General features: G+C 57.9%; 21 protein-coding genes. 16 read left to right on the plus strand and 5 right to left on the minus strand.

Annotated features, from left to right (window positions below):
• Positions 1 to 78: 78 nt before the first annotated feature.
• Positions 79 to 1773 carry a lactate permease LctP family transporter gene (locus PSH79_RS03735; RefSeq protein ID WP_305441309.1) on the minus strand — a complete coding sequence of 565 codons (1695 nt, stop codon included), beginning with the start codon at positions 1771 to 1773 and terminating at the stop codon, positions 79 to 81.
• A 262-nt stretch (positions 1774 to 2035) separates the two neighbouring features.
• Between PSH79_RS03735 and PSH79_RS03740 the strand changes: the two genes are divergently transcribed.
• Positions 2036 to 2803: an FCD domain-containing protein gene (locus PSH79_RS03740; protein ID WP_007915207.1), complete on the plus strand. Its 768-nt coding sequence runs from the start codon at positions 2036 to 2038 to the stop codon at positions 2801 to 2803.
• A gap of 107 nt (positions 2804 to 2910) precedes the next feature.
• On the opposite strand, the gene smpB is transcribed toward PSH79_RS03740, so the two are convergent.
• Entirely contained in the window at positions 2911 to 3393 is a 483-nt protein-coding gene (smpB, locus tag PSH79_RS03745; RefSeq protein WP_007915208.1) for an SsrA-binding protein SmpB, read from the minus strand.
• 119 nt (positions 3394 to 3512) lie between these two features.
• Between smpB and PSH79_RS03750 the strand changes: the two genes are divergently transcribed.
• From PSH79_RS03750 to PSH79_RS03760, 3 genes are read left to right on the plus strand one after another with little or no spacing between them, the layout of a single operon-like run.
• Positions 3513 to 4916 carry a sodium-dependent transporter gene (locus tag PSH79_RS03750; RefSeq protein WP_305441311.1) on the plus strand — a complete coding sequence of 468 codons (1404 nt, stop codon included), beginning with the start codon at positions 3513 to 3515 and terminating at the stop codon, positions 4914 to 4916.
• 7 nt (positions 4917 to 4923) lie between these two features.
• On the plus strand, positions 4924 to 5358 hold the full coding sequence (locus PSH79_RS03755; RefSeq protein WP_016986510.1) for a type II toxin-antitoxin system RatA family toxin: 435 nt from the start codon (positions 4924 to 4926) through the stop codon (positions 5356 to 5358).
• On the plus strand, positions 5351 to 5665 hold the full coding sequence (locus PSH79_RS03760) for an RnfH family protein (protein WP_305441313.1): 315 nt from the start codon (positions 5351 to 5353) through the stop codon (positions 5663 to 5665). Before PSH79_RS03755 ends, PSH79_RS03760 begins: the two co-directional genes overlap by 8 nt.
• 61 nt (positions 5666 to 5726) lie before the next feature.
• Here PSH79_RS03760 and PSH79_RS03765 read toward each other — a convergent pair whose 3' ends face one another.
• Positions 5727 to 6254: an outer membrane protein assembly factor BamE gene (locus PSH79_RS03765; RefSeq protein ID WP_187676704.1), complete on the minus strand. Its 528-nt coding sequence runs from the start codon at positions 6252 to 6254 to the stop codon at positions 5727 to 5729.
• Between the two features lie 97 nt (positions 6255 to 6351).
• Between PSH79_RS03765 and fur the strand changes: the two genes are divergently transcribed.
• Positions 6352 to 6756 carry a ferric iron uptake transcriptional regulator gene (gene fur / locus PSH79_RS03770; protein ID WP_187676705.1) on the plus strand — a complete coding sequence of 135 codons (405 nt, stop codon included), beginning with the start codon at positions 6352 to 6354 and terminating at the stop codon, positions 6754 to 6756.
• A gap of 82 nt (positions 6757 to 6838) precedes the next feature.
• Here fur and recN read toward each other — a convergent pair whose 3' ends face one another.
• Positions 6839 to 8512 (minus strand): DNA repair protein RecN, encoded by a 1674-nt coding sequence (gene recN / locus PSH79_RS03775; RefSeq protein ID WP_187676706.1) that lies wholly within the window; start codon positions 8510 to 8512, stop codon positions 6839 to 6841.
• A gap of 240 nt (positions 8513 to 8752) precedes the next feature.
• Here recN and grpE point away from each other — a divergent pair, with 240 nt between their 5' ends.
• From grpE to PSH79_RS03815, 8 genes are all read left to right on the plus strand, one after another.
• Positions 8753 to 9319, plus strand: coding sequence for a nucleotide exchange factor GrpE (gene grpE / locus PSH79_RS03780; RefSeq protein WP_305441314.1), 567 nt, complete (start codon positions 8753 to 8755; stop codon positions 9317 to 9319).
• Positions 9320 to 9421: 102 nt separating this feature from the next.
• Entirely contained in the window at positions 9422 to 11338 is a 1917-nt protein-coding gene (gene dnaK, locus PSH79_RS03785; RefSeq protein ID WP_305441315.1) for a molecular chaperone DnaK, read from the plus strand.
• Between the two features lie 296 nt (positions 11339 to 11634).
• Complete coding sequence (gene dnaJ / locus PSH79_RS03790; protein WP_038357478.1) at positions 11635 to 12759, plus strand: molecular chaperone DnaJ; 1125 nt, start codon at positions 11635 to 11637, stop codon at positions 12757 to 12759.
• 9 nt (positions 12760 to 12768) lie between these two features.
• A complete protein-coding gene (gene dapB / locus PSH79_RS03795; protein WP_305441316.1) occupies positions 12769 to 13575 on the plus strand; it encodes a 4-hydroxy-tetrahydrodipicolinate reductase in 807 nt (268 codons plus the stop codon).
• A 257-nt stretch (positions 13576 to 13832) separates the two neighbouring features.
• Complete coding sequence (carA, locus tag PSH79_RS03800) at positions 13833 to 14969, plus strand: glutamine-hydrolyzing carbamoyl-phosphate synthase small subunit (RefSeq protein WP_187676710.1); 1137 nt, start codon at positions 13833 to 13835, stop codon at positions 14967 to 14969.
• 126 nt (positions 14970 to 15095) lie between these two features.
• Positions 15096 to 18317, plus strand: coding sequence for a carbamoyl-phosphate synthase large subunit (gene carB / locus PSH79_RS03805; RefSeq protein WP_305441318.1), 3222 nt, complete (start codon positions 15096 to 15098; stop codon positions 18315 to 18317).
• Positions 18318 to 18319: 2 nt separating this feature from the next.
• Positions 18320 to 18796 (plus strand): transcription elongation factor GreA, encoded by a 477-nt coding sequence (gene greA, locus PSH79_RS03810; protein WP_064387939.1) that lies wholly within the window; start codon positions 18320 to 18322, stop codon positions 18794 to 18796.
• A 28-nt stretch (positions 18797 to 18824) separates the two neighbouring features.
• Positions 18825 to 19229 (plus strand): MFS transporter, encoded by a 405-nt coding sequence (locus PSH79_RS03815; protein WP_305441319.1) that lies wholly within the window; start codon positions 18825 to 18827, stop codon positions 19227 to 19229.
• A 9-nt stretch (positions 19230 to 19238) separates the two neighbouring features.
• Here PSH79_RS03815 and PSH79_RS03820 read toward each other — a convergent pair whose 3' ends face one another.
• On the minus strand, positions 19239 to 19547 hold the full coding sequence (locus PSH79_RS03820; RefSeq protein ID WP_003221534.1) for a YhbY family RNA-binding protein: 309 nt from the start codon (positions 19545 to 19547) through the stop codon (positions 19239 to 19241).
• Positions 19548 to 19648: 101 nt separating this feature from the next.
• Here PSH79_RS03820 and rlmE point away from each other — a divergent pair, with 101 nt between their 5' ends.
• From rlmE to folP, 3 genes are all read left to right on the plus strand, one after another.
• Positions 19649 to 20278 carry a 23S rRNA (uridine(2552)-2'-O)-methyltransferase RlmE gene (gene rlmE / locus PSH79_RS03825; protein WP_305441321.1) on the plus strand — a complete coding sequence of 210 codons (630 nt, stop codon included), beginning with the start codon at positions 19649 to 19651 and terminating at the stop codon, positions 20276 to 20278.
• Positions 20279 to 20480: 202 nt separating this feature from the next.
• Positions 20481 to 22388: an ATP-dependent zinc metalloprotease FtsH gene (gene ftsH, locus PSH79_RS03830; RefSeq protein ID WP_103303205.1), complete on the plus strand. Its 1908-nt coding sequence runs from the start codon at positions 20481 to 20483 to the stop codon at positions 22386 to 22388.
• Positions 22389 to 22396: 8 nt separating this feature from the next.
• The gene (gene folP / locus PSH79_RS03835; RefSeq protein WP_305441322.1) at positions 22397 to 23248 is read left to right on the plus strand and encodes a dihydropteroate synthase; all 852 of its coding nucleotides are present in this window, start codon (positions 22397 to 22399) and stop codon (positions 23246 to 23248) included.
• Positions 23249 to 23253: the final 5 nt, after the last annotated feature.

A 23253-nucleotide genomic window follows, 5' to 3' on the forward strand; every position in this document is an offset into this window, starting at 1 on the left:
AGCCTTACAGACCGGGTTGTGAATTGCTGACGCCGGAATCACGAACCAGCGTCGGTTATTTCCGTGTTGCTTGTAGGTTTAGTGCACCAGCATGCCGGTGAGCCAGTAGGCCTGAGCCAAAGTGATCAGGCCGACAATCGTTGCAAAGAATAGGCTGTGCTTGAGCGTGAAGCGGAACAGATCCGATTCCTTGCCCACCAGACCGGTCGCAGCGCAGGCCACGGCGATCGATTGCGGCGAGATCATCTTGCCGGTCACGCCGCCGCTGGTGTTCGCGGCGACCAACAGAGTGTCGTTGACGCCGATCTGGTGCGCGGTGGTCGCTTGCAGCGAACTGAACAGGGCGTTGGACGAGGTATCCGAGCCCGTCAAGAACACGCCCAGCCAACCGAGGAACGGCGAGAAGAACGGGAATGCTGCGCCGGTACCCGCAAGTACCAGGGCCATGGTCGAAGACATGCCGGAGTAGTTGGTGACAAAAGCGAAGGCCAGCACCATGCCGATCGACAGGATCGGCCAGCGTAGTTCGTAGAAGGTCTCTTTCAAAGTGGTAAGACCAATTTTGAAGTTGATCTTCAGCACCAGCATCGAGATCAGCGCAGAGAAGAAAATCGCTGTGCCCGTCGCAGAGATCGGGTCGAGTTTGAACACGGCAGGAAGCGCGGTTGGCGCGGCCACGATGGGTGCAGTCTTGATCACCAGTTGATCAAGGTGCGGGATCGCAAAATTGAACACCCACGCATACATCGACCCGCCGGCGGCGAACATGGCCTTGAAGGGCTTTAGGGTCCAGATCGTCACTAGTACGGTAAGGATCAGGAACGGCGACCAGGCTTTGAAAATTTCCCCGAGGCTGTAAGGCGAAACCACGGTGGTGCGTTTCTGCCCGAAACCACCGACGCTGGCGGTAATCGCTGCACTGGATGTGGCGCCGGCGATTTGCGCGCCTGCGGTGCGTTTCGGCTGCCAGACTTTGAGGAACAAGGTCAGGGAAATCAGGCTGGCCAGCGCCGATGTGATGTCAGGCAGTTCCGGACCAATGAAGTTCGACGTGAAGTATTGAGTGATGGCAAAGCTCAGGCCCGCGACCAGTGCGGCCGGCCAGGTTTCACGCACGCCGCGCATGCCGTCCATCATGAACACCAGCCAGAACGGCACGAACAACGACAGCAGCGGCAGTTGACGGCCGGTCATCGCGCCGATCTTGAATGCGTCGATTCCCGTCACCTGACCGGCCACGATGATCGGAATCCCCAGTGCGCCGAAGGCAACCGGTGCGGTGTTGGCGATCAGGCAAAGACCTGCGGCATACAACGGGTTGAAGCCCAGTCCGACAAGCAGGGCGGCGGTGATCGCCACCGGCGCGCCGAAGCCGGCGGCACCTTCAAGGAACGCGCCGAAGCAGAAACCGATCAGCAATACCTGCAAGCGCTGGTCGTCGGTGATCGACAGTACCGAGCTGCGAATAACTTCGAACTGACCACTTTTGACCGTCAGTTTGTACAGGAATACCGCCGCGACAATGATCCAGGCAATCGGCCACAGGCCGTAGGCGAAGCCATATCCAGCGGCGGCGAAGGCCATGTCGACCGGCATCTGGAACGCGAAGATCGCCACGGCAATCGACAAGGCCAGCGTGATGCTGCCGGCCACATGGCCCTTGAGACGAAACACCGCCAAGGCGAGGAAGAAGAAAACGATGGGGATGACGGCCGCGAGTGCGGAAACGCCGAGACTGCCGAGCGGGCTGTAGAGCTGTTGCCAGGTTTGCATATGGGGTGGCCCCTAATTGTTGTTGGTCAGGCACTGTCAGCGCATTTGGATAATTGGTAAGACCAATTTACAAGCGCTGTTGGCTAGGGTAAAAGCCTTGATGCAGGTGTGTCAATTTGTCGCCCTGAAACTTTCGTCGAATGAGCGGTGCAGATCCCATCTGATCCGGTTTGGGCGGGTGTCTTCTGGTAGGTGTGGCCAAGGCGCCGATAGGCCAGAATAGAGGCCCCGGCGAGCGGTCGGGATCGTGGAGAAATGAGTTATGGGGTTTGATCAGATACGTCAGCGCCGTTTGTCTGACGATATTGTCGAGCGACTCGAGGGGATGATCCTCGAGGGCACGCTTAAGTCAGGTGAGCGGCTTCCGGCGGAACGCACGCTGGCCGAGCAATTTGGCGTATCACGTCCGTCATTGCGCGAAGCGATTCAGAAACTGGCGGCCAAAGGTCTGCTGGTCAGCCGTCAGGGTGGCGGCAATTATGTGGTGGAGAGTCTGGGTTCGACGTTCAGCGATCCACTGCTGCAATTGCTTGAAAGCAATCCCGAGGCGCAGCGTGACTTGCTGGAATTTCGCCATACTCTGGAGGCATCGTGTGCCTATTACGCAGCATTGCGCGCCACTGATGTGGATCGGGAGCGCCTGACTGCCGCGTTTGAAGAGTTACAGGACTGCTATTCGCGTCACGACGAAGTGAGCCGGGCGGAAGAGGGGGCGGCGGATGCGAAATTTCATTTGGCGATTGCCGAGGCCAGTCATAACGCGGTGTTGCTGCACACCATTCGTGGGTTGTTCGATCTGCTCAAGCGTAACGTCGTAACCAACATCGGCGGGATGTACAAACAGCGCACGGAAACCCGCGACATGCTGATCACGCAGCATCGTGAATTGTATCTGGCGATTATCGAAGGGCGTGCGGAGCAGGCGCGGGAAGTTTCCAGTCGACACATTTTGTATGTGCAGGAAGTGCTCGAAGAGGTGCGGCAAGAAGTTCAGCGCATGGCTCGGGCTGAGCGGCGCAAGGGGATGTAGCTTTTTAAAAGCAAAAGATCGCAGCCTGCGCCAGCTCCTGCAGAGGATTACGAATCCCAGTGTAGGAGCTGCCGCAGGTTGCGATCTTTGCTTTCAAGGGTGGAAGGTCAGTCTTCCTTGCCCTTGTTGCGCACCGCACGCTGCAGCTCGCGACCGGCATCGCGCTCGCGCTCGGTGTCACGCTTGTCGTATTCCTTCTTGCCCTTGCCCAGAGCGATCTCGCACTTGACCATGTGCTTGCTCCAGTACCAGGACAGGCATACGCAGGCGTAACCCTTTTGCTGCACAGCGGCGGCGAGCTTTTCCAGCTCGCGGCGGTTTAGCAGCAATTTGCGCGTGCGCACCGGGTCGGCGATGACGTGGGTGCTGGCGGTCATCAGAGGCGTGATGTGACTGCCGAGCAGCCACGCTTCGCCATCCTTGAGCAGCACGTAACTGTCGACCAGTTGCAGCTTGCTTGCCCGCAGACTTTTTACTTCCCAGCCGGCCAGGACCAGACCAGCCTCGAACTTATGCTCGATGAAGTAATCGTGTCGCGCCTTTTTGTTCTGCGCGATGGTCCCTGTTGGGTGTTTCTTCTGTTTAGCCATAGGGGCGGCATTATATGGAGATAAACGGCCTTCGGCTACGGTGATGCTGCGTGCTTGAGCAGGTTGAGTGAATCCCGGACAATGCGGCCTCTTTTTCTAACGCTTGGGCGTGATAAACGATGTCGACAGACAAGGTTTCTGTCCACGGCAGTTGGGCTAGCCGCTGGGTTTTCATACTCGCCGCGACCGGTTCGGCCGTGGGACTGGGTAGTATCTGGAAGTTCCCCTACATGGTCGGGGTCTACGGCGGCGGCGCCTTTGTGCTGATGTTTCTGGCGTGCATCGCGCTGATCGGCGTTCCGGTCATGCTCGCTGAAACCCTGATCGGCCGGCGCGCCCGGCAGAGTCCGGCGAATGCCTTGAAGGTGCTGGCGCTGGAAGCCGGGCACTCGACCAAGTGGTCGTGGGGCGCGTTTGCCGGGATGATCACGGCATTGTTGATCCTGTCTTTCTATAGTGTGGTGGGCGGCTGGTCGCTGGATTACATCGTCGATATGGGCCGTGGCGACTTCCAGGGGGCCACAGCCGAACAGGTCGGTGCCTACTTTGGCAATGTCATCGCCGATCCGTGGCGCCTGACACTTTGGCACACAGTTTTCATGCTGCTGTCAGCTGTGGTGATCGCCAAAGGCGTGGTTGCCGGGCTTGAGCGCAGCCTGCGCATCATGATGCCGCTGCTGTTTGTGATGGTGCTGGTGCTGCTGGGTTACAGCATGACCACCGGGCACTTTATGGAAGGCGTGCATTTCATGTTCGACTTCCACCCGGAAAAAGTCCTCGACGGTCTGCTGCCAGCCATGGGGCACGCGTTTTTCTCGCTGAGCGTCGGCGTTGGCTCGATCATGATCTACGGTGCTTATATGCCGAAGAACACGTCGTTGTCCGGTACGGTGGTCGGCGTGGCGCTGCTGGATACCTTCGTTTCGCTTGTGGCCGGTCTGGCCTTGTTTCCGATTGTGTTCGCCGGTGGACTGAACCCTAGTGAAGGTCCCGGTCTGATGTTCGTCAGTCTGCCATTTGCTTTCGGTAACGTGGCTTTCGGTCAACTGATGGGCGTGGTGTTCTTTGTTCTGGTGGCGATTGCTGCCTGGAGTTCGGCGATTTCCCTTTTGGAGCCGATGGTTGCCTATCTGGTTGAACGCACGAAAATCAGCCGTGCCTGGGTGACCTTCTGGCTCGCATTCATTTGCTGGTTCGTAGGTTTGGGTACTGTTTTCTCCTTCAATATTTGGAAGGAAGCCAAATTTTTCGTGAACGAAGGCGGGGTGTTCCATCTCTACCAGTGGGGGGCACAGAGCGGTCTGGACTTCTTTGGCGTGGTCGATTTCTTTACCTCGCGGATCATGTTGCCGCTTGGCGGGCTTTGTTTCGTGTTGTTCGCCGGTTGGGTCATGGGGCGTGAAGCGGTGCGTGACGAGTTGTCGATCCGTAACCCGGCACTGTTTGCCCTGTCCTTGTTCTTGATGCGCTACGTGGCGCCTATCGGCATAGTTGTAGTGTTTGCCGCTCAGCTCTGGAAGTAACGCTTACATGACGACACATATTCAACGATCAGCATTGCTGCCTTACCCGGCCCAGTTTCTCTACGACTTGGTCAACGACGTGGCGCGTTACCCGGAGTTCTTGCCGTGGTGCTCGTCCGCTGAAGTGCTGGAAAGTTCGCCGGAGCATATGCGCGCCAGTGTTGGCGTGGCCAAGGGCGGTCTCAGCCAGCATTTCGTGACGCGCAATACGCTGGTGCCGGGGCAGTCGATCGAGATGAACCTCGAAGAGGGCCCGTTCAATCAATTGCATGGCGTCTGGGTGTTCAAGGTGTTGAACGAGAAGGCCTGCAAGATCAGTCTGGATCTGTCGTTCGACTACGCGGGCCCTTTGGTGCGTGCCACGCTGGGGCCGCTGTTCAATCAGGCGGCGAATACGCTGGTGGATGCGTTCTGTCAGCGCGCGAAGCAGATGCATGGTTGAGGCGGTGATCGAGATAGAGGTCGTGTATGCGGCCGTTGATCGTCAGGTCTTGCGTGCAGTCAGTGTTCCCGAGCGGGCTACTGTGCGTGAGGCATTGATCAAGTCCGGGATTGGCTCGGAGTTTCCGGAGCTTGATCTGACTGAATGTCCGTTGGGAATCTTCGGCAAAGTGATTGCCGATCCACAGGTTCGCCTGATTCGAGCAGGGGATCGCATTGAAATTTATCGCCCTTTGCTCGCTGATCCGAAAGAAGTGCGGCGCCTGCGTGCAGCCAAGGCTGCCGCGGCGAAAGCTCGAGGTCAGTAGGCTGGCTCAACGACAGGCAATAAAAAACCCGGAATTTCCGGGTTTTTTATTGCGTCGCAAATTATTGCGGCGAGGTGTCCAGCGGCTCTGGTGTCGGAACCGGAACGGTTTCTACACCATCGACGTCCTTCTGGATCTGATCCAGCAAGGAACCTGGCTTGACCGGTTTTTCCGGTGTTGGCTTCTCGGCGTTTTCAGCAGGAGCGGTCACGGTCGTGCCACTGTCCTTGCCGAGAATGGCTTCGTCACGGCTGACGCCCGGCATAAAGTCACCGGACAGGCTGACAAGCTGGTCGTTAGAGTTGAAAATAACGCTGACGCGTTCCTGTTGGCGTTCACCGCCACCCGGTTGCAGGCTGTACAGATAATCCCAGCGATCGGCATGGAACGTGTCGGCAAGCAGAGGGTTGCCCATGATAAACCGTACTTGCGGCCGGGTCATTCCCGGGCGTAACTGGTCTATCATGTCCTGCGTGACGACATTGCCCTGCTGGATGTCGATTTTGTAAACCCCGGGGAATGAACAACCGGCGAGTGCGAGCAGTCCCACAAAGGTGAAACTGGTTAGCAAGAGCTTGGTGTTTTGCATCGGTGGGCGACTTCCACTATCTTGGCTGGGACAACGTAAACGCCGATCATACCCGCATTAAGAGAAGCTGCGAAGCAGCATCGCGAGAAAGCTGACCATGGTTGAAAATAGCGAACTACGCAAAGCCGGCCTCAAAGTGACCCTGCCACGGGTCAAGATCCTGCAAATGCTCGACTCTACCGAGCAGCGTCACATGAGTGCCGAGGACGTCTACAAGGCGTTGATGGAAGCTGGCGAGGACGTCGGTCTGGCCACGGTCTACCGTGTTCTGACCCAGTTCGAAGCGGCTGGCCTCGTGGTCCGTCACAACTTCGACGGTGGCCACGCGGTTTTCGAATTGGCCGACGGTGGACACCACGACCATATGGTCAACGTGGAAACCGGTGAGGTTGTCGAATTCGTCAGCGTTGAAATCGAAAAGCTCCAGAAGGCAATTGCCGACGAGCACGGTGTCGAGTTGGTGGATCACAACCTGGTGCTGTACGTACGCAAGAAAAAGTAAGCATGTCGCGCGAATTTCAGGTTCGCGAAACGAGCGAAGGCGACCCGTGGGTCGCCTTCGTGCTTTCTGCTGTGCCTTTAATTTAAGCTTTTGCGGTAACGACCATCTTTTTGGCGTGAGCCAAAGATTCTTTGGTCAGATCGATGCCGCCCAGCATTCGCGCCACTTCTTCTATACGGTCGTTCTTGCTCAGCTTGGAGACGGCTGTATGCGTCGCCTGTTCGCCGCGTACTTTGTGCACGAACAGATGCTGATGCCCCTGCGCTGCCACTTGCGGCAAGTGCGTCACGGTCAGCACTTGCCCGCGTTCACCGAGCCGGCGCAACAATTGGCCGACAATTTCAGCGGTCGGCCCACCAATGCCCACGTCTACTTCGTCGAACACCAGTGTCGGAATGCGCGAAGTCTGCGCAGTGATGACCTGAATCGCCAGGCTGATCCGCGACAGCTCACCACCGGATGCCACTTTCGCCAGTGCCTTCAGCGGCTGACCAGGGTTGGCGCTGACCAGCAATTCGACCTGTTCGAGCCCGTTGGGCAACAGTTCGTCGCTGCTATTGGCGCGTAATTCGATAGTGAATCGACCGCCAGGCATGCCCAAACGCTGAATCTCTTGCTCCACCGCACTGGCAAGGCTGCCGGCAGCCTGATGGCGCAAATCACTCAGCTCTCGCGCTTTTTCCTGATAGTGGCGGGCATAGGAGGCCAGCTCTTCGCCCAGTCGCTCAATGGACTCGTCGTTGGCATTGAGGCTTTCGATTTCATCCAGCAGTTTCTGCTGCATCTCCCCGACTTCGGTCGGCTGGATCCGGTGTTTGCGTGCCAACGTGTAAATAGCGTCGAGGCGCTCTTCCAGATATTGCAGGCGTGCAGGATCGGCATCGAAGTTATCGAGGAAGCGATTGAGTTCACCGACCGCTTCTTCAACCTGTATTTGTGCGCTGGTCAGCAAGCTGCTGGCTTCGCCCAGGGCGCCGACGGAATTGTTCACGCTCGACAGGCGATTGAGGCTGGCGGTCAGCGCGTTCAGCACATTGCCGGAGTCACTTTCGCTGCACTGCTCGACGACTTGCCGGCAAATGCCAAGCAAGGTTTCGGCGTTGGTCAGGTTTTTGTGTTCCTGCTCCAGCTGCTCGAGTTCGTTATCGCCGAGGCCGAGATTTTCCAGTTCTTCGAGCTGGTAGCTGAGCAGTTGATGGCGGGCGCGTTGTTCATCGCCGGAGTTGGAGAGGCGCTCCAGCTCTTGGCGAGTCTGCCGCCAGCGCTGGGCAGCCAGTTGCACCTGGCGAGCCAGGTCGGTAGCGCCAGCGTATTCGTCCAGCAGGCGACGGTGTGTATCGGTTTTCAGGAGAGACTGGTGTTCATGTTGGCTATGGATGTCGATCATCAGTTCGCCGAGGGCCTTGAGATCGCCAAGCGGGCAGGGTGTGCCGTTGATATAGCCGCGAGAACGTCCTTCAGACGTGATGACCCGACGCAGGATGCACGGGCCGTCGATGTCCAGGTCGCGCTCGGCCAGCCAGGCGCTGGCCTCGGGGATGTCGGCAAGATCGAAGGTCGCGAGGATATCGGCCTTGTCGGCGCCTGGGCGAACCACGCCACTGTCGGCACGATCGCCAAGGGTCAGGCCCAGGGCGTCGAGCATGATCGACTTGCCGGCGCCGGTTTCCCCGGTGATCACGCTCATCCCGCGATCAAGTTCGAGATCGAGATGTTCAACGATGGCGTAATTATGTACGGACAGGTGCACCAGCATAAAGGCCGCTCCCAGGCTTTAGGTCTGGTTATTTATACAGTGTTTTGTTTCAGGCTGACAATGCCCTCCCTTAGCTCGATTTGCTTGAACGCAATTTCTGCTTAGTGCATCGAGGAATGAGAATGCGGCACTTTTTTGTAGGGTTAATCGTTGAGGGCCCTTGAAGCCTGATTTTGCGGCCCCATATATCGGGGCAGAAGCGCGAGTCGAACTCGCGGACGATATTGAAAGGAGAATTCTATGGCTGACGAACAGACAGTAGATAAGCAAAACCCAGAAGCCAATCAGGCGCCCGAGGGTTCGGGTGATGACCTGGCGACCCGTGTACAAGCGCTCGAAGAGCAATTGGCCGCCGCGCAGGATCAGTCTCTGCGTGTCGCTGCCGATCTGCAGAACGTCCGTCGTCGTGCCGAGCAGGACGTGGAAAAGGCGCACAAGTTTGCGCTGGAAAAATTCGCCGGCGACCTGCTGCCGATCGTCGACAGCCTGGAGCGCGGCCTCGAGCTGTCGAACCCGGACGACGAAAGCATCCGTCCGATGCGTGAAGGCATCGAGCTGACCCTGAAGATGTTCCACGACACCCTCAAGCGTTATCAGCTTGAAGCGATCGATCCGCATGGCGAACCATTCAACGCCGTTCAGCATCAGGCGATGGCCATGCAGGAAAGTGCCGACGTCGAGCCGAACAGTGTTCTGAAGGTGTTCCAGAAGGGCTACCAGCTAAATGGTCGTCTGCTGCGTCCAGCGATGGTCGTGGTCAGCAAGGCGCCAGCGCCAGTTTCGCCTTCTATTGATGAGCAGGCTTGAAATTAGCCGCAAGGCCCCCATTTAGAAGTCAAGCGTTTAAGTGCTACCGCAGTCAGCCACCACTGCTGCGGCATCCAAATCCAAAGTTTCGGGAGAGTGAACATGGGCAAAATTATCGGTATCGACCTGGGGACTACCAACTCCTGCGTCTCCGTGCTGGAAAACGGCAAAGCAAAAGTTATTGAAAACGCTGAAGGCGCGCGTACCACGCCGTCGATCATCGCTTACGCCAACGATGGCGAAATCCTGGTTGGCCAGTCCGCCAAGCGTCAGGCAGTGACCAACCCGCACAACACTCTGTACGCAGTAAAGCGTCTGATCGGTCGTCGTTTTGACGAAGAAGTTGTGCAGAAAGATATCCAGATGGTCCCTTACAAGATCGTCAAGGCTGACAACAACGACGCCTGGGTTGAAGTGAACGGCCAGAAAATGGCGCCGCCACAAATCTCGGCTGAAATTCTGAAGAAGATGAAGAAGACCGCCGAAGACTACCTCGGCGAGCCAGTGACTGAAGCGGTGATCACCGTTCCGGCCTACTTCAACGACAGCCAGCGTCAGGCGACCAAAGACGCCGGCCGCATCGCCGGTCTGGACGTAAAACGTATCATCAACGAACCAACCGCAGCCGCTCTGGCTTACGGTATGGACAAGGCCAAGGGCGATCACACTGTGATCGTTTATGACCTGGGTGGCGGTACTTTCGACGTTTCCGTGATCGAGATCGCTGAAGTTGACGGCGAGCACCAGTTCGAAGTGTTGGCCACCAACGGTGACACGTTCCTGGGCGGTGAAGACTTCGACATTCGCCTGATCGACTACCTCGTTGACGAATTCAAGAAAGAAAGCGGCATGAACCTCAAGGGTGACCCGCTGGCCATGCAGCGCCTGAAAGAAGCCGCTGAAAAAGCCAAGATCGAGCTGTCCTCTGCTCAGTCGACCGACGTCAACCTGCCGTACATCACTGCAGACGCCACCGGTCCTAAGCACCTGAACGTGAAGATCTCGCGTGCCAAGCTCGAAGCACTGGTTGAAGACCTGGTTCAGCGCACCATCGAACCTTGCCGCATCGCCATGAAAGACGCAGGCCTGGACGTAGGCGCGATCAACGACGTGATCCTGGTCGGCGGTCAGACCCGTATGCCGCTGGTACAGAAGCTGGTTACCGATTTCTTCGGTAAAGAAGCACGTAAAGACGTCAACCCGGACGAAGCTGTTGCCATGGGTGCTGCTATCCAGGGCGCCGTTCTGGCTGGTGACGTGAAAGACGTACTGCTGCTCGACGTCAGCCCGCTGACCCTGGGTATCGAAACCATGGGTGGCGTGATGACCGCGCTGATCGAGAAAAACACCACGATTCCTACCAAGAAATCGCAAGTGTTCTCGACTGCCGACGACAATCAGGGCGCCGTGACCATTCACGTCCTGCAGGGTGAGCGTAAGCAAGCCACACAGAACAAGTCCCTGGGCAAGTTCGACCTGGCTGACATTCCACCTGCGCCACGTGGCGTGCCGCAGATCGAAGTGACCTTCGACATCGACGCCAACGGCATCCTGCACGTTGGTGCGAAAGACAAGGCTACCGGCAAGACCCAGTCGATCGTGATCAAGGCCAACTCCGGTCTGTCCGACGAAGAAATCGAGCGCATGGTGCGTGACGCCGAGGCGAATGCCGAGGAAGACCGCAAGTTCGAAGAACTGGCCGCTGCCCGCAACCAGGGCGATGCACTGGTTCACTCGACTCGCAAAATGATTGCTGACGCGGGCGACAAAGTTTCCGCCGAAGAGAAGACTGCGATCGAGGCTGCTGTGGTTGCTCTGGAAGCCGCTGTTAAAGGCGACGACAAGGCTGCCATCGAAGCGAAGGTTGAAGAGCTGTCGAAAGTCTCTGCTCCGGTTGCTCAGAAGATGTACGCCGAGCAGGCCCAGCCAGCTGAAGGCGCGGCACCGCACGACGAGAAAGCTGAAAAGCCTGACGATGTTGTCGATGCTGAGTTCGAAGAAGTCAAAGACCACAAGTAAGTTGTTGGTCGGCCGGTTGACTGCCTTTAGGCGGTGACTGGTAGGATGTCGCCGCGCGGGAGCTTGCTCCCGCGTTGGCGTATCTGGAATACGCGAATTTTTACAGTATGCGACAAGGTTCGAATGCTGGTGGTATGGCCGGAAATGCTCCTGCTTTTCGCGCCGAAAGTACCGCATGAATCAAAGACCAGGATCGTTGAATTGACGTGAGTTGGGTCCGGGCCTGTATTGGGGCTCAGCGAGTTTGGCGATCCTCAGGAGGGGTTTGCCGGACGTCCTCAAGAGTGCAAAGACTTATGGCAAAGCGTGACTATTACGAAGTGTTGGGTGTTGAGCGTGGCTCAAGCGATGCGGATCTGAAGAAGGCCTATCGTCGTCTGGCGATGAAGCATCACCCGGACCGTAATCCCGATGACAAAGCATCGGAAGAACTGTTCAAAGAGGCCAACGAGGCCTATGAAGTGCTGTCCGATTCCAGCAAGCGTGCAGCTTACGACCAGTACGGACATGCCGGTGTCGACCCGAGCATGGGTGGTGGCGGTGCAGGTTTCGGCGGTCAGAACTTCTCCGACATCTTTGGTGATGTCTTCAGTGATTTCTTTGGTGGTGGTCGCGGTGGTTCCCGTGGCGGCGCTCAGCGTGGCAGCGATTTACGCTACACCCTGGAGCTGAATCTGGAAGAAGCGGTGCGCGGCACGAGCGTGAATATTCGCGTTCCGACACTGGTCAACTGCAAGCCGTGCGATGGTTCGGGCGCCAAGAAAGGTTCGTCGCCTTCGACGTGCCCGACCTGTGGTGGCATCGGTCAGGTGCGCATGCAGCAAGGCTTCTTCTCGGTGCAGCAGACCTGCCCGCGCTGCCATGGCCAAGGCAAGATCATTTCCGATCCATGCGATTCCTGCCACGGTGACGGCCGCGTCGAAGAGTACAAAACCCTGTCGGTCAAAGTGCCGGCCGGCGTCGACACTGGCGACCGCATTCGCTTGTCCGGCGAAGGTGAGGCAGGTACTCAAGGCGGCCCGACTGGCGACCTGTACGTGGTCATCAACGTCCGTGAACACGACATCTTCCAACGTGACGGCAAGCATCTGTTCTGCGAAGTGCCGATCAGCTTCGTTGATGCGGCGCTGGGTGGCGAGCTGGAAATCCCGACCCTCGACGGTCGCGTCAAGCTGAAAATCCCTGAAGGTACTCAGACCGGCAAGCAGTTCCGCGTACGCGGCAAAGGCGTGGCGCCGGTGCGTGGTGGTGGTGCGGGCGATCTGATGTGCCGTGTAGCAGTCGAAACTCCGGTCAATCTGAACCGTCGTCAGCGCGAATTGCTGGAAGAGTTCCGCAGTTCTCTGGCAGACGACAATAGCCATTCCCCGAAAACTACCGGTTGGTTCGACGGTGTGAAGCGCTTCTTCGGCGATTTGTAAGGAGTCGGCATGCGACGTATTGCAGTGATGGGCGCCGCCGGGCGCATGGGCAAAATTCTGGTTGAGGCCGTGCAGCAGCGCGCGCCGCTGACCGGTTTGACTGCCGCTGTCGTCCGTCCTGGCAGCACGCTGATCGGGGTGGATGCCGGTGAGTTGGCTTCGCTGGGGCGAATTGGTGTGCCGCTGTCCGGTCATGTGGAAGCGGTCGCTGATGAGTTTGATGTGTTGATCGACTTCACGCTTCCGGAAGTGATGCTGAAGAACTTGGCGTTCTGCCGTAAGGCGGGCAAGGCCATGGTGATCGGCACCACGGGTCTGGATGCGGCGCAGAAGCAGTTGCTGGTTGAGGCGGGCAAGGAAATTCCAATCGTGTTCGCCGCCAACTTCAGCGTTGGTGTCAACCTGTCGCTCAAGTTGCTCGACATGGCGGCGCGCGTGTTGGGTGATGATGCGGACATCGAGATCATCGAGGCGCATCACCGACACAAGATCGATGCGCCGTCGGGGACCGCGTTGCGCATGGGCGAGGTCATTGCCAGTGCGCTGGATCGTGACTTGCAGAAAGTTGCCGTCTACGGTCGTGAAGGTCATACCGGTGCGCGCGAGCGTGAAACCATCGGTTTTGCCACTGTTCGTGGTGGTGATGTCGTCGGTGATCACACTGTGCTGTTTGCCTGCGAAGGCGAGCGCCTGGAGATCACTCACAAGGCTTCCAGTCGCATGACTTTCGCCAAGGGCGCGGTGCGTGCCGCGTTGTGGCTGGATGGCCGCGAGCCTGGGCTGTACGACATGCAGGATGTGCTCGACCTGCGTTGAATCGCTGTAAATTCCGGCGCAAACGCCCAGTTTGCGCTGGTTTTTCTCCGCTTGGCGACGTCCTGTCGCATTCTCCGGCCTTTAAGGCTCTTTAGCGGTGGACCAAAAAAGCCTTTTTCTGTAAGCTACAGCTTTAGTGTGTCCACTAAAAGCGCGCAGAATAATTCAGTGAAGAAGCGGGGTGACGTGTCCATACGTCACTCCGCTTTTTTACAACCTGCGATCGCCCTTTCATGCGTTATTTACGGGAGGTCTTCTTGACTAAGCCAGCCATACTTGCCCTTGCTGATGGCAGCATTTTTCGCGGCGAAGCCATTGGAGCCGACGGTCAAACCGTTGGTGAGGTGGTGTTCAACACCGCAATGACCGGCTATCAGGAAATCCTTACCGATCCTTCCTACGCCCAACAGATCGTTACCCTGACTTACCCGCACATCGGCAACACCGGCACCACGCCGGAAGATGCCGAGTCCGACCGCGTCTGGTCCGCTGGCCTGGTCATCCGTGACCTGCCGCTGGTAGCGAGCAACTGGCGTAACACGATGTCACTGTCCGATTACCTGAAAGCCAACAATGTTGTGGCAATCGCCGGTATCGACACCCGTCGCCTGACCCGCATCCTGCGTGAGAAAGGCGCACAGAACGGCTGCATCATGGCCGGTGACAACATCTCCGAAGAAGCTGCGATTGCCGCTGCTCAAGGCTTCCCGGGCCTGAAAGGCATGGATCTGGCGAAAGTCGTCAGCACCAAGAAGCAATACGAATGGCGCTCGACTGTCTGGGATCTGAAAACCGACAGCCACGCGACCATCGAAGCTTCCGAGCTGCCATACCACGTGGTTGCATTCGACTATGGCGTCAAGGTCAACATCCTGCGCATGCTGGTCGAGCGCGGCTGCCGCGTCACCGTTGTGCCGGCACAAACTCCGGCTGCTGACGTACTGGCACTGAAGCCGGATGGCGTGTTCCTGTCCAACGGTCCTGGTGATCCGGAGCCGTGCGACTACGCGATCCAGGCGATCAAAGACGTGCTGGAAACCGAAATTCCGGTATTCGGCATCTGCCTCGGCCACCAACTGCTGGCTCTGGCGTCCGGCGCCAAGACCTTGAAAATGGGGCACGGCCACCACGGTGCCAACCACCCGGTGCAGGATCTGGACACTGGCGTTGTGATGATCACCAGCCAGAACCACGGTTTCGCAGTAGACGAAGCGACCCTGCCAGCCAACGTTCGCGCGATCCACAAGTCGCTGTTCGACGGCACCCTGCAAGGCATCGAACGCACCGACAAGAGCGCGTTCAGCTTCCAGGGTCACCCTGAAGCGAGCCCGGGCCCGAACGATGTAGCCCCACTGTTCGACCGCTTCATCAACGAGATGGCCAAGCGACGCTAAGCGTTCGCCTTGAGACTGTAGAGAGAAGCCCCTCGAGGGCGGCCCCGAACCCGGCGGCCCCTTCGAGACTTCAGAAATCGATCAAGACGGCTTGCCGACTGACCTGCGGATTTGAGTGACAAACCCATGCCAAAACGTACAGACATTAAAAGCATCCTGATTCTCGGCGCTGGCCCGATCGTTATCGGCCAGGCCTGCGAATTCGACTACTCCGGCGCCCAGGCCTGCAAAGCCCTGCGCGAAGAGGGTTACCGCGTCATCCTGGTGAACTCCAACCCGGCCACCATCATGACCGATCCGGACATGGCTGACGCCACGTACATCGAGCCGATCAAGTGGCAGACTGTTGCCAAGATCATCGAAAAAGAACGCCCGGATGCCGTGTTGCCTACCATGGGCGGCCAGACCGCTTTGAACTGCGCCCTGGATCTGGAGCGCGAAGGCGTTCTGGAGAAGTTCGGCGTGGAAATGATCGGCGCCAACGCCGACACCATCGACAAGGCTGAAGACCGCTCGCGTTTCGACAAGGCGATGAAATCCATCGGCCTGGCGTGCCCGCGCTCCGGTATCGCCCACAGCATGGAAGAAGCCAACGCGGTTCTCGAAACCCTGGGCTTCCCGTGCATCATCCGTCCGTCCTTCACCATGGGCGGCACTGGCGGCGGCATCGCTTACAACCGCGAGGAGTTCGAAGAAATCTGCGCCCGTGGTCTGGACTTGTCTCCGACCAAAGAGCTGCTGATCGACGAATCGCTGATCGGCTGGAAAGAATATGAAATGGAAGTTGTCCGCGACAAAAAGGACAACTGCATCATCGTCTGCTCGATCGAAAACTTCGACCCGATGGGCGTGCACACCGGTGACTCGATCACCGTGGCTCCGGCACAGACCCTGACCGACAAGGAATACCAGATTCTGCGTAACGCCTCTCTGGCGGTACTGCGCGAGATCGGCGTCGAGACCGGCGGTTCCAACGTGCAGTTCGGTATCTGCCCGAACACTGGCCGTATGGTCGTGATCGAAATGAACCCGCGTGTATCGCGTTCCTCGGCGCTGGCCTCGAAAGCCACCGGTTTCCCGATCGCCAAAGTCGCGGCCAAACTGGCTGTGGGTTACACCCTCGACGAACTGTCGAACGACATCACCGGCGGCAAGACCCCGGCGTCCTTCGAACCGTCCATCGACTACGTCGTCACCAAGCTCCCACGCTTCGCCTTCGAAAAATTCGCCAAAGCTGACGCGCGCCTGACCACTCAGATGAAGTCGGTGGGTGAAGTCATGGCCATCGGCCGGACCTTCCAGGAGTCCCTGCAGAAAGCCCTGCGCGGTCTGGAAGTGGGCGTTTGCGGTCTGGACGAGAAGCTCGACCTGAGCAACCCGGAAAGCATGAGCGTGCTCAAGCGCGAGCTGACCGTGCCGGGTGCCGAGCGTATCTGGTACGTGGCCGATGCGTTCCGCGCGGGCATGACCGTCGAAGAAATCTTCGGCATGAACATGATCGACCCGTGGTTCCTGGTGCAGATCGAAGATCTGATCAAGGACGAAGAGAAGGTCAAGACCCTCGGTCTGTCCGCTATCGACCGCGACCTGATGTTCAAGCTCAAGCGCAAAGGCTTCTCCGATCAGCGTCTGGCCAAGCTGCTGGGCGTCACCGAGAAAAACCTTCGTACTCACCGCCACAAGCTGGATGTGTTCCCGGTCTACAAGCGCGTTGACACCTGCGCGGCCGAGTTCGCTACCGACACCGCTTACCTGTACTCGACCTACGAGGAAGAGTGCGAAGCCGCGCCGTCCGGTCGCGACAAGATCATGATCCTGGGTGGTGGTCCAAACCGCATCGGTCAGGGCATCGAGTTCGACTACTGCTGCGTTCACGCTGCCCTCGCTCTGCGCGAAGACGGCTATGAGACCATCATGGTCAACTGCAACCCGGAAACCGTTTCCACCGATTACGACACTTCCGATCGCCTGTACTTCGAACCAGTAACTCTGGAAGACGTGCTGGAAATCGTCCGCGTCGAGAAGCCGAAAGGCGTGATCGTCCAGTACGGTGGTCAGACTCCGCTGAAACTGGCGCGTGCCCTCGAAGCCGCTGGCGTGCCGATCATCGGCACCAGCCCTGACGCCATCGACCGCGCCGAAGACCGTGAGCGCTTCCAGCAAATGGTTGAGCGCCTGAACCTGCGTCAGCCGCCAAACGCCACCGTGCGTAGCGAAGACGAAGCGATCCGTGCTGCCAGCAAGATCGGTTATCCGCTGGTCGTGCGTCCGTCCTACGTACTGGGCGGCCGGGCGATGGAAATCGTTTACGAAGAAGAAGAGCTCAAACGCTACCTGCGTGATGCGGTGAAAGTGTCGAACGACAGCCCGGTGCTGCTCGACCACTTCCTCAACTGCGCGATCGAGATGGACGTCGACGCAGTCTGCGACGGTACTGATGTCGTGATCGGTGCGATCATGCAGCACATTGAGCAGGCCGGCGTTCACTCCGGTGACTCCGCGTGCTCGCTGCCGCCATACTCGCTGCCGCTGCACATCCAGGACGAGATGCGCGAACAGGTCAAGAAAATGGCCCTCGAGTTGGGCGTTGTCGGCCTGATGAACGTGCAATTGGCGCTGCAGGGCGAAGACATCTACGTCATCGAAGTCAACCCGCGCGCTTCCCGTACCGTGCCGTTTGTCTCCAAGTGCATCGGTGTTTCCCTGGCAATGATCGCGGCTCGCGTGATGGCCGGTAAAACCCTGAAAGAAATCGGCTTCACCAAAGAAATCATCCCGAACTTCTACAGCGTGAAAGAGGCGGTGTTCCCTTTCGCCAAGTTCCCTGGCGTTGACCCGATCCTCGGCCCAGAGATGAAGTCGACCGGTGAAGTGATGGGTGTCGGCGACACCTTCGGTGAAGCATTCGCCAAAGCCCAGATGGGCGCCAGCGAAGTGCTGCCGACCGGCGGGACTGCGTTCATCAGCGTGCGCGACGATGACAAGCCGCTGGTTGCAGGCGTGGCCCGTGATCTGATCAACTTGGGCTTCGAAGTGGTTGCCACTGCCGGTACTGCCAAGCTGATCGAGGCTGCAGGCCTGAAAGTGCGCCGTGTGAACAAGGTGACCGAGGGTCGTCCGCACGTGGTCGACATGATCAAGAATGACGAAGTCACCCTGATCATCAACACCACCGAAGGCCGTCAGTCGATCGCCGATTCCTACTCCATTCGCCGTAATGCCTTGCAGCACAAGATTTACTGCACCACCACCATTGCTGCGGGCGAAGCTATCTGTGAAGCGCTGAAGTTCGGTCCGGAAAAGACCGTTCGCCGCTTGCAGGATCTACACGCAGGATTGAAGGCATGAGCATAACCAAGTACCCAATGACCGTTCAGGGCGCTCGCGCCCTGGAAGAAGAACATACTCACCTGACCAAGGTCGTTCGTCCGAAGCTGAGCCAGGACATCGGGACGGCCCGCGAGTTGGGTGACTTGAAAGAAAACGCGGAATACCATGCCGCCCGCGAACAGCAGGGCATGGTCGAGGCGCGGATTCGTGACATCGAAGGCCGGATTCAGAATCAGGTCATCATTGATGTCACGACCATTCCTCACACCGGCAAAGTTATCTTCGGTACCACCGTCGAAATCGCCAACGTCGAGACTGACGAAAGCGTCACTTACCACATCGTGGGTGAGGATGAGGCTGACTTCAAACTCGGCAAGATTTCGGTCGGTTCGCCCTTGGCCCGTGCCTTGATCGGCAAGGAAGAAGGCGACGTGGTTGCCGTGAAAACGCCGGGTGGCGTTATCGAGTACGAGATTGTCGAAGTCCGTCACATCTGAAACCCGGCGCCCGCTACATGCGGGCGCCATGCTTTGGCAACTGACCCAGATGTTGTGGGTCGGCGGTCTATGGTTGATTCATTTCGGTTTGCAGCCGGCGTTGGGCAGGATTGGCCTGGCGCCACTGCTGATCGATGAAGTCGCCAGTGCATTTGAAGTGCTGGTGGTGGGTTTTTCCGCCGCATGCGTGATTTTTCAGGCTTTGGTGCTGTTACAGGCCGAGGGCCTTGGCAGTCTATGGCGGGATTTTCGCGGGCAAGTGCTGTTGATGGCGTTATATGCGTGTGCGATGTTTATCGCAGTACGTGTTGGCTGGCCGGATGCGCAGCGCTGGCAGGTGTTCAGTTATCTGGTTCTGGGATTTTCCGGGCTGGTGCTGGTGATGCAGCCGGTGCCGGGATGGAGTGGCAGGGTGCGCGAAGCACACCCTTGACCCTTGTCATCACTTGAAGCGATGAACGTTCGACAGCTGCTTGTTGACGCTGAAGTTCTTGCGGTAAACCAATGCCATCTTGCCGATGACCTGTACCAGATCGGCCTTGCCGACCTTGCACAGTTCTGCAATGTGCGCCAGGCGCGACTCGCGATCAAGAATGTTGAGCTTGATCTTGATCAGCTCGTGATCCGCCAAAGCGCGTTCAAGTTCGGCTAGCACACCTTCAGTCAAACCGTTGTCAGCCACAGTCAAAACTGGTTTCAGGTGGTGGCCAATGGATTTGTACTGTTTCTTCTGCTCTGGAGTGAGCGGCATAATCTGACCCTTTCGTCTGGATTCTGTAAAATGGCGGCCATTTTACCCGAGGGTTCGTGGATCCGCCCAATTAATCACGACCCTTATCATCGAGGTGCCCAATGGCGCGTTCCAAGACAAGCCTTGGTTGGCTGAAAAGACATGTCAACGATCCTTATGTGAAGCAGGCGCAGAAGGATGGCTACCGCTCGCGTGCGAGTTACAAGCTTCTGGAGATCCAGGAAAAATACAAGCTGATCCGTCCGGGCATGAGCGTTGTCGACCTGGGTGCAGCCCCCGGCGGCTGGTCGCAGGTCACTAGCCGGCTGATCGGTGGTCAGGGGCGTCTGATCGCTTCGGACATCCTGGAAATGGACAGCATCCCGGACGTGACTTTCATCCAGGGTGACTTCACCGAGGACGAAGTGCTTACTCGGATCCTCGATGCTGTGGGTAATTCGCAAGTGGACCTTGTGATTTCCGATATGGCCCCCAATATGAGTGGTACGCCCGAAGTGGACATGCCCAAAGCCATGTTTCTTTGCGAGCTGGCTCTCGATCTGGCGGAGCGGATACTCAAGCCGGGTGGTAATTTCGTGATCAAGATCTTTCAGGGCGAAGGGTTCGATGTCTACCTGAAGGACGCTCGCAAGAAATTCGACAAGATCCAGATGATCAAGCCGGATTCTTCCCGTGGCAGTTCCCGCGAGCAATACATGTTGGCTTGGGGCTACCGCGGTCGCAGTGAATAAAACGAGGTTTTTGTGCGGGGTGATAGGTTTTTCGTATTTCGCCTCGCGTGCATAAGCGAATATTGTGTAGAAAGTGTTTCACAAAGGGTTACAGACGGCGCCTGCCAGAGTTGTAGGTAATGTAGTAAGTTAGGCCGGTGAATATCATGCGAAGCGCGCGCCAGTAGCGGAGCTTGCTTCAGAGGGTAGTTAATTGAACGATATGGCAAAGAATCTGATCCTGTGGTTGATCATCGCGGCTGTCCTGGTGACGGTGATGAACAACTTCTCCAGCCCTAACGAGCCGCAGACCCTCAACTATTCCGACTTCATCCAGCAGGTCAAGGATGGCAAGGTCGAGCGCGTAGCGGTTGATGGCTATGTGATTACCGGCAAGCGCAATGATGGCGACAGCTTCAAGACCATTCGTCCGGCGATCCAGGACAATGGCCTGATTGGCGACCTGGTCGACAACCACGTTGTGGTCGAAGGCAAGCAGCCTGAGCAACAAAGCATCTGGACCCAGCTTCTGGTGGCCAGCTTCCCGATCCTGGTGATCATCGCGGTGTTCATGTTCTTCATGCGCCAGATGCAGGGCGGCGCTGGTGGCAAGGGCGGGCCGATGAGCTTTGGCAAGAGCAAGGCGCGTCTGTTGTCCGAAGATCAGGTGAAAACCACGCTGGCTGACGTCGCAGGTTGCGACGAAGCCAAGGAAGAAGTCGGCGAGCTGGTCGAGTTTCTTCGCGATCCGGGCAAGTTCCAGCGCCTGGGTGGCCGGATTCCTCGCGGCGTGCTGATGGTCGGCCCTCCAGGTACCGGTAAAACCTTGCTGGCCAAGGCGATTGCCGGCGAAGCCAAGGTACCGTTCTTCACTATTTCTGGTTCCGATTTTGTCGAGATGTTCGTGGGTGTCGGCGCTAGCCGTGTTCGTGACATGTTCGAGCAGGCCAAGAAGCACGCGCCGTGCATCATCTTCATCGATGAAATCGATGCCGTCGGTCGTCATCGTGGCGCCGGTATGGGTGGCGGTCACGACGAGCGTGAGCAGACTCTTAACCAGTTGCTGGTTGAGATGGATGGCTTCGAAATGAATGACGGCATCATCGTGATCGCTGCAACCAACCGTCCTGATGTGCTCGACCCTGCATTGCTGCGTCCGGGCCGTTTCGACCGTCAGGTCGTGGTCGGTCTGCCGGATATCCGTGGTCGCGAACAGATCCTCAAGGTTCACATGCGTAAAGTGCCAATGGGCGACGACGTTGCTCCGGCCGTTATCGCTCGCGGTACTCCGGGCTTCTCCGGTGCCGACCTTGCCAACCTGGTCAACGAAGCCTCGCTGTTTGCGGCTCGCGCCGGCAAGCGCATCGTCGAGATGAAAGAGTTCGAGCTGGCCAAAGACAAGATCATGATGGGCGCCGAGCGCAAATCGATGGTCATGTCCGAGAAAGAGAAGCAGAACACCGCTTATCACGAAGCTGGCCACGCTATCGTTGGGCGCGTCGTGCCTGAGCATGACCCGGTCTACAAGGTTTCGATCATTCCGCGCGGTCGTGCGTTGGGTGTGACCATGTTCCTTCCGGAAGAAGATCGTTACAGCCTCTCCAAGCGTGCGTTGATCAGCCAGATCTGCTCCCTGTATGGCGGTCGTATTGCTGAGGAAATGACCCTCGGCTTCGATGGTGTGACCACTGGTGCTTCCAACGACATCATGCGTGCCAGCCAGATTGCGCGGAACATGGTGACCAAGTGGGGCCTGTCGGAAAAACTCGGTCCGTTGATGTATGCCGAAGAGGAGGGTGAAGTATTCCTCGGTCGTGGCGGTGGTGGTCAGGCTGCAAGCTTCTCCGGTGAGACAGCCAAACTGATCGACTCCGAAGTGCGCAGCATCATTGATCAGTGCTACGGTACTGCCAAGCAGATCCTCACGGACAACCGTGACAAGCTCGATGCCATGGCTGATGCACTGATGAAGTACGAAACGATTGATGCCGAGCAAATCGACGACATCATGGCCGGTCGTACGCCGCGTGAACCTCGCGATTGGTCCGGAGGCACCGGTACGCCGCCGCCTCCAGTGGTTCAGGATGAGCGCCCGGAAAAACCGATTGGCGGTCCGGCTGCTGACGTTTAAGGTTTGAAATGACTTCTGTACAGTCCCTGACCCGGTTGCCTTGCGGCAACCGGGTTCTTGATTTGGCCCATACGCATGTCATGGGCATTCTCAATGTCACTCCCGATTCTTTTTCCGATGGCGGCCGATACAGTCAGCTCGACGCGGCCCTGCGCCACGCCGAAGTCATGGTTGCGGCTGGCGCGACATTGATCGATGTGGGTGGTGAGTCCACCCGGCCCGGTGCGCGGGCGGTGTCGCCGCTAGAGGAATTGGAGCGTGTGGCGCCCATCGTCGAGCTGATCAATCGCGAGCTGGATGTGATCATCTCTGTTGATACCTCGACGCCCGCGGTCATGCGCGAAACTGCGCGGCTGGGCGCGGGTTTGATCAACGATGTGCGGTCGCTTCGGCGCGATGGCGCACTGGATGCGGCGGCAGCAACGGGCTTGCCGGTTTGCCTCATGCATATGCTCGGTGAGCCGGGTGATATGCAGGACAATCCGCAGTATCAGGATGTCACTCGGGAAGTAGGCGAATTCCTTGCGGAACGCATGGCTCAATGTGCGCTGGGGGGGATTCCGGCCGAGCGAATCATCCTCGATCCCGGTTTTGGTTTCGCAAAAACGCTGCAGCACAATCTAAGCTTGTTCAGGCATATGGAAGCCCTGCACGCACTTGGCCGGCCGCTATTGGTTGGTGTTTCGCGCAAGAGCATGATCGGGCATGCATTGAATCGGCCTGTGGGTGAGCGCCTGTATGGCGGTTTGGCCCTGGCTGCACTGGCGTCCGTCAAAGGCGCGCGTATATTGCGTGTCCATGATGTGGCGGAAACGGTAGATGTGGTGCGGATGATCGCGGCCGTCGAATCAGCCGAATAAGAATG

Origin of the sequence: Pseudomonas sp. FP2196 (assembly GCF_030687715.1) — a bacterium.
GTDB lineage: Bacteria > Pseudomonadota > Gammaproteobacteria > Pseudomonadales > Pseudomonadaceae > Aquipseudomonas.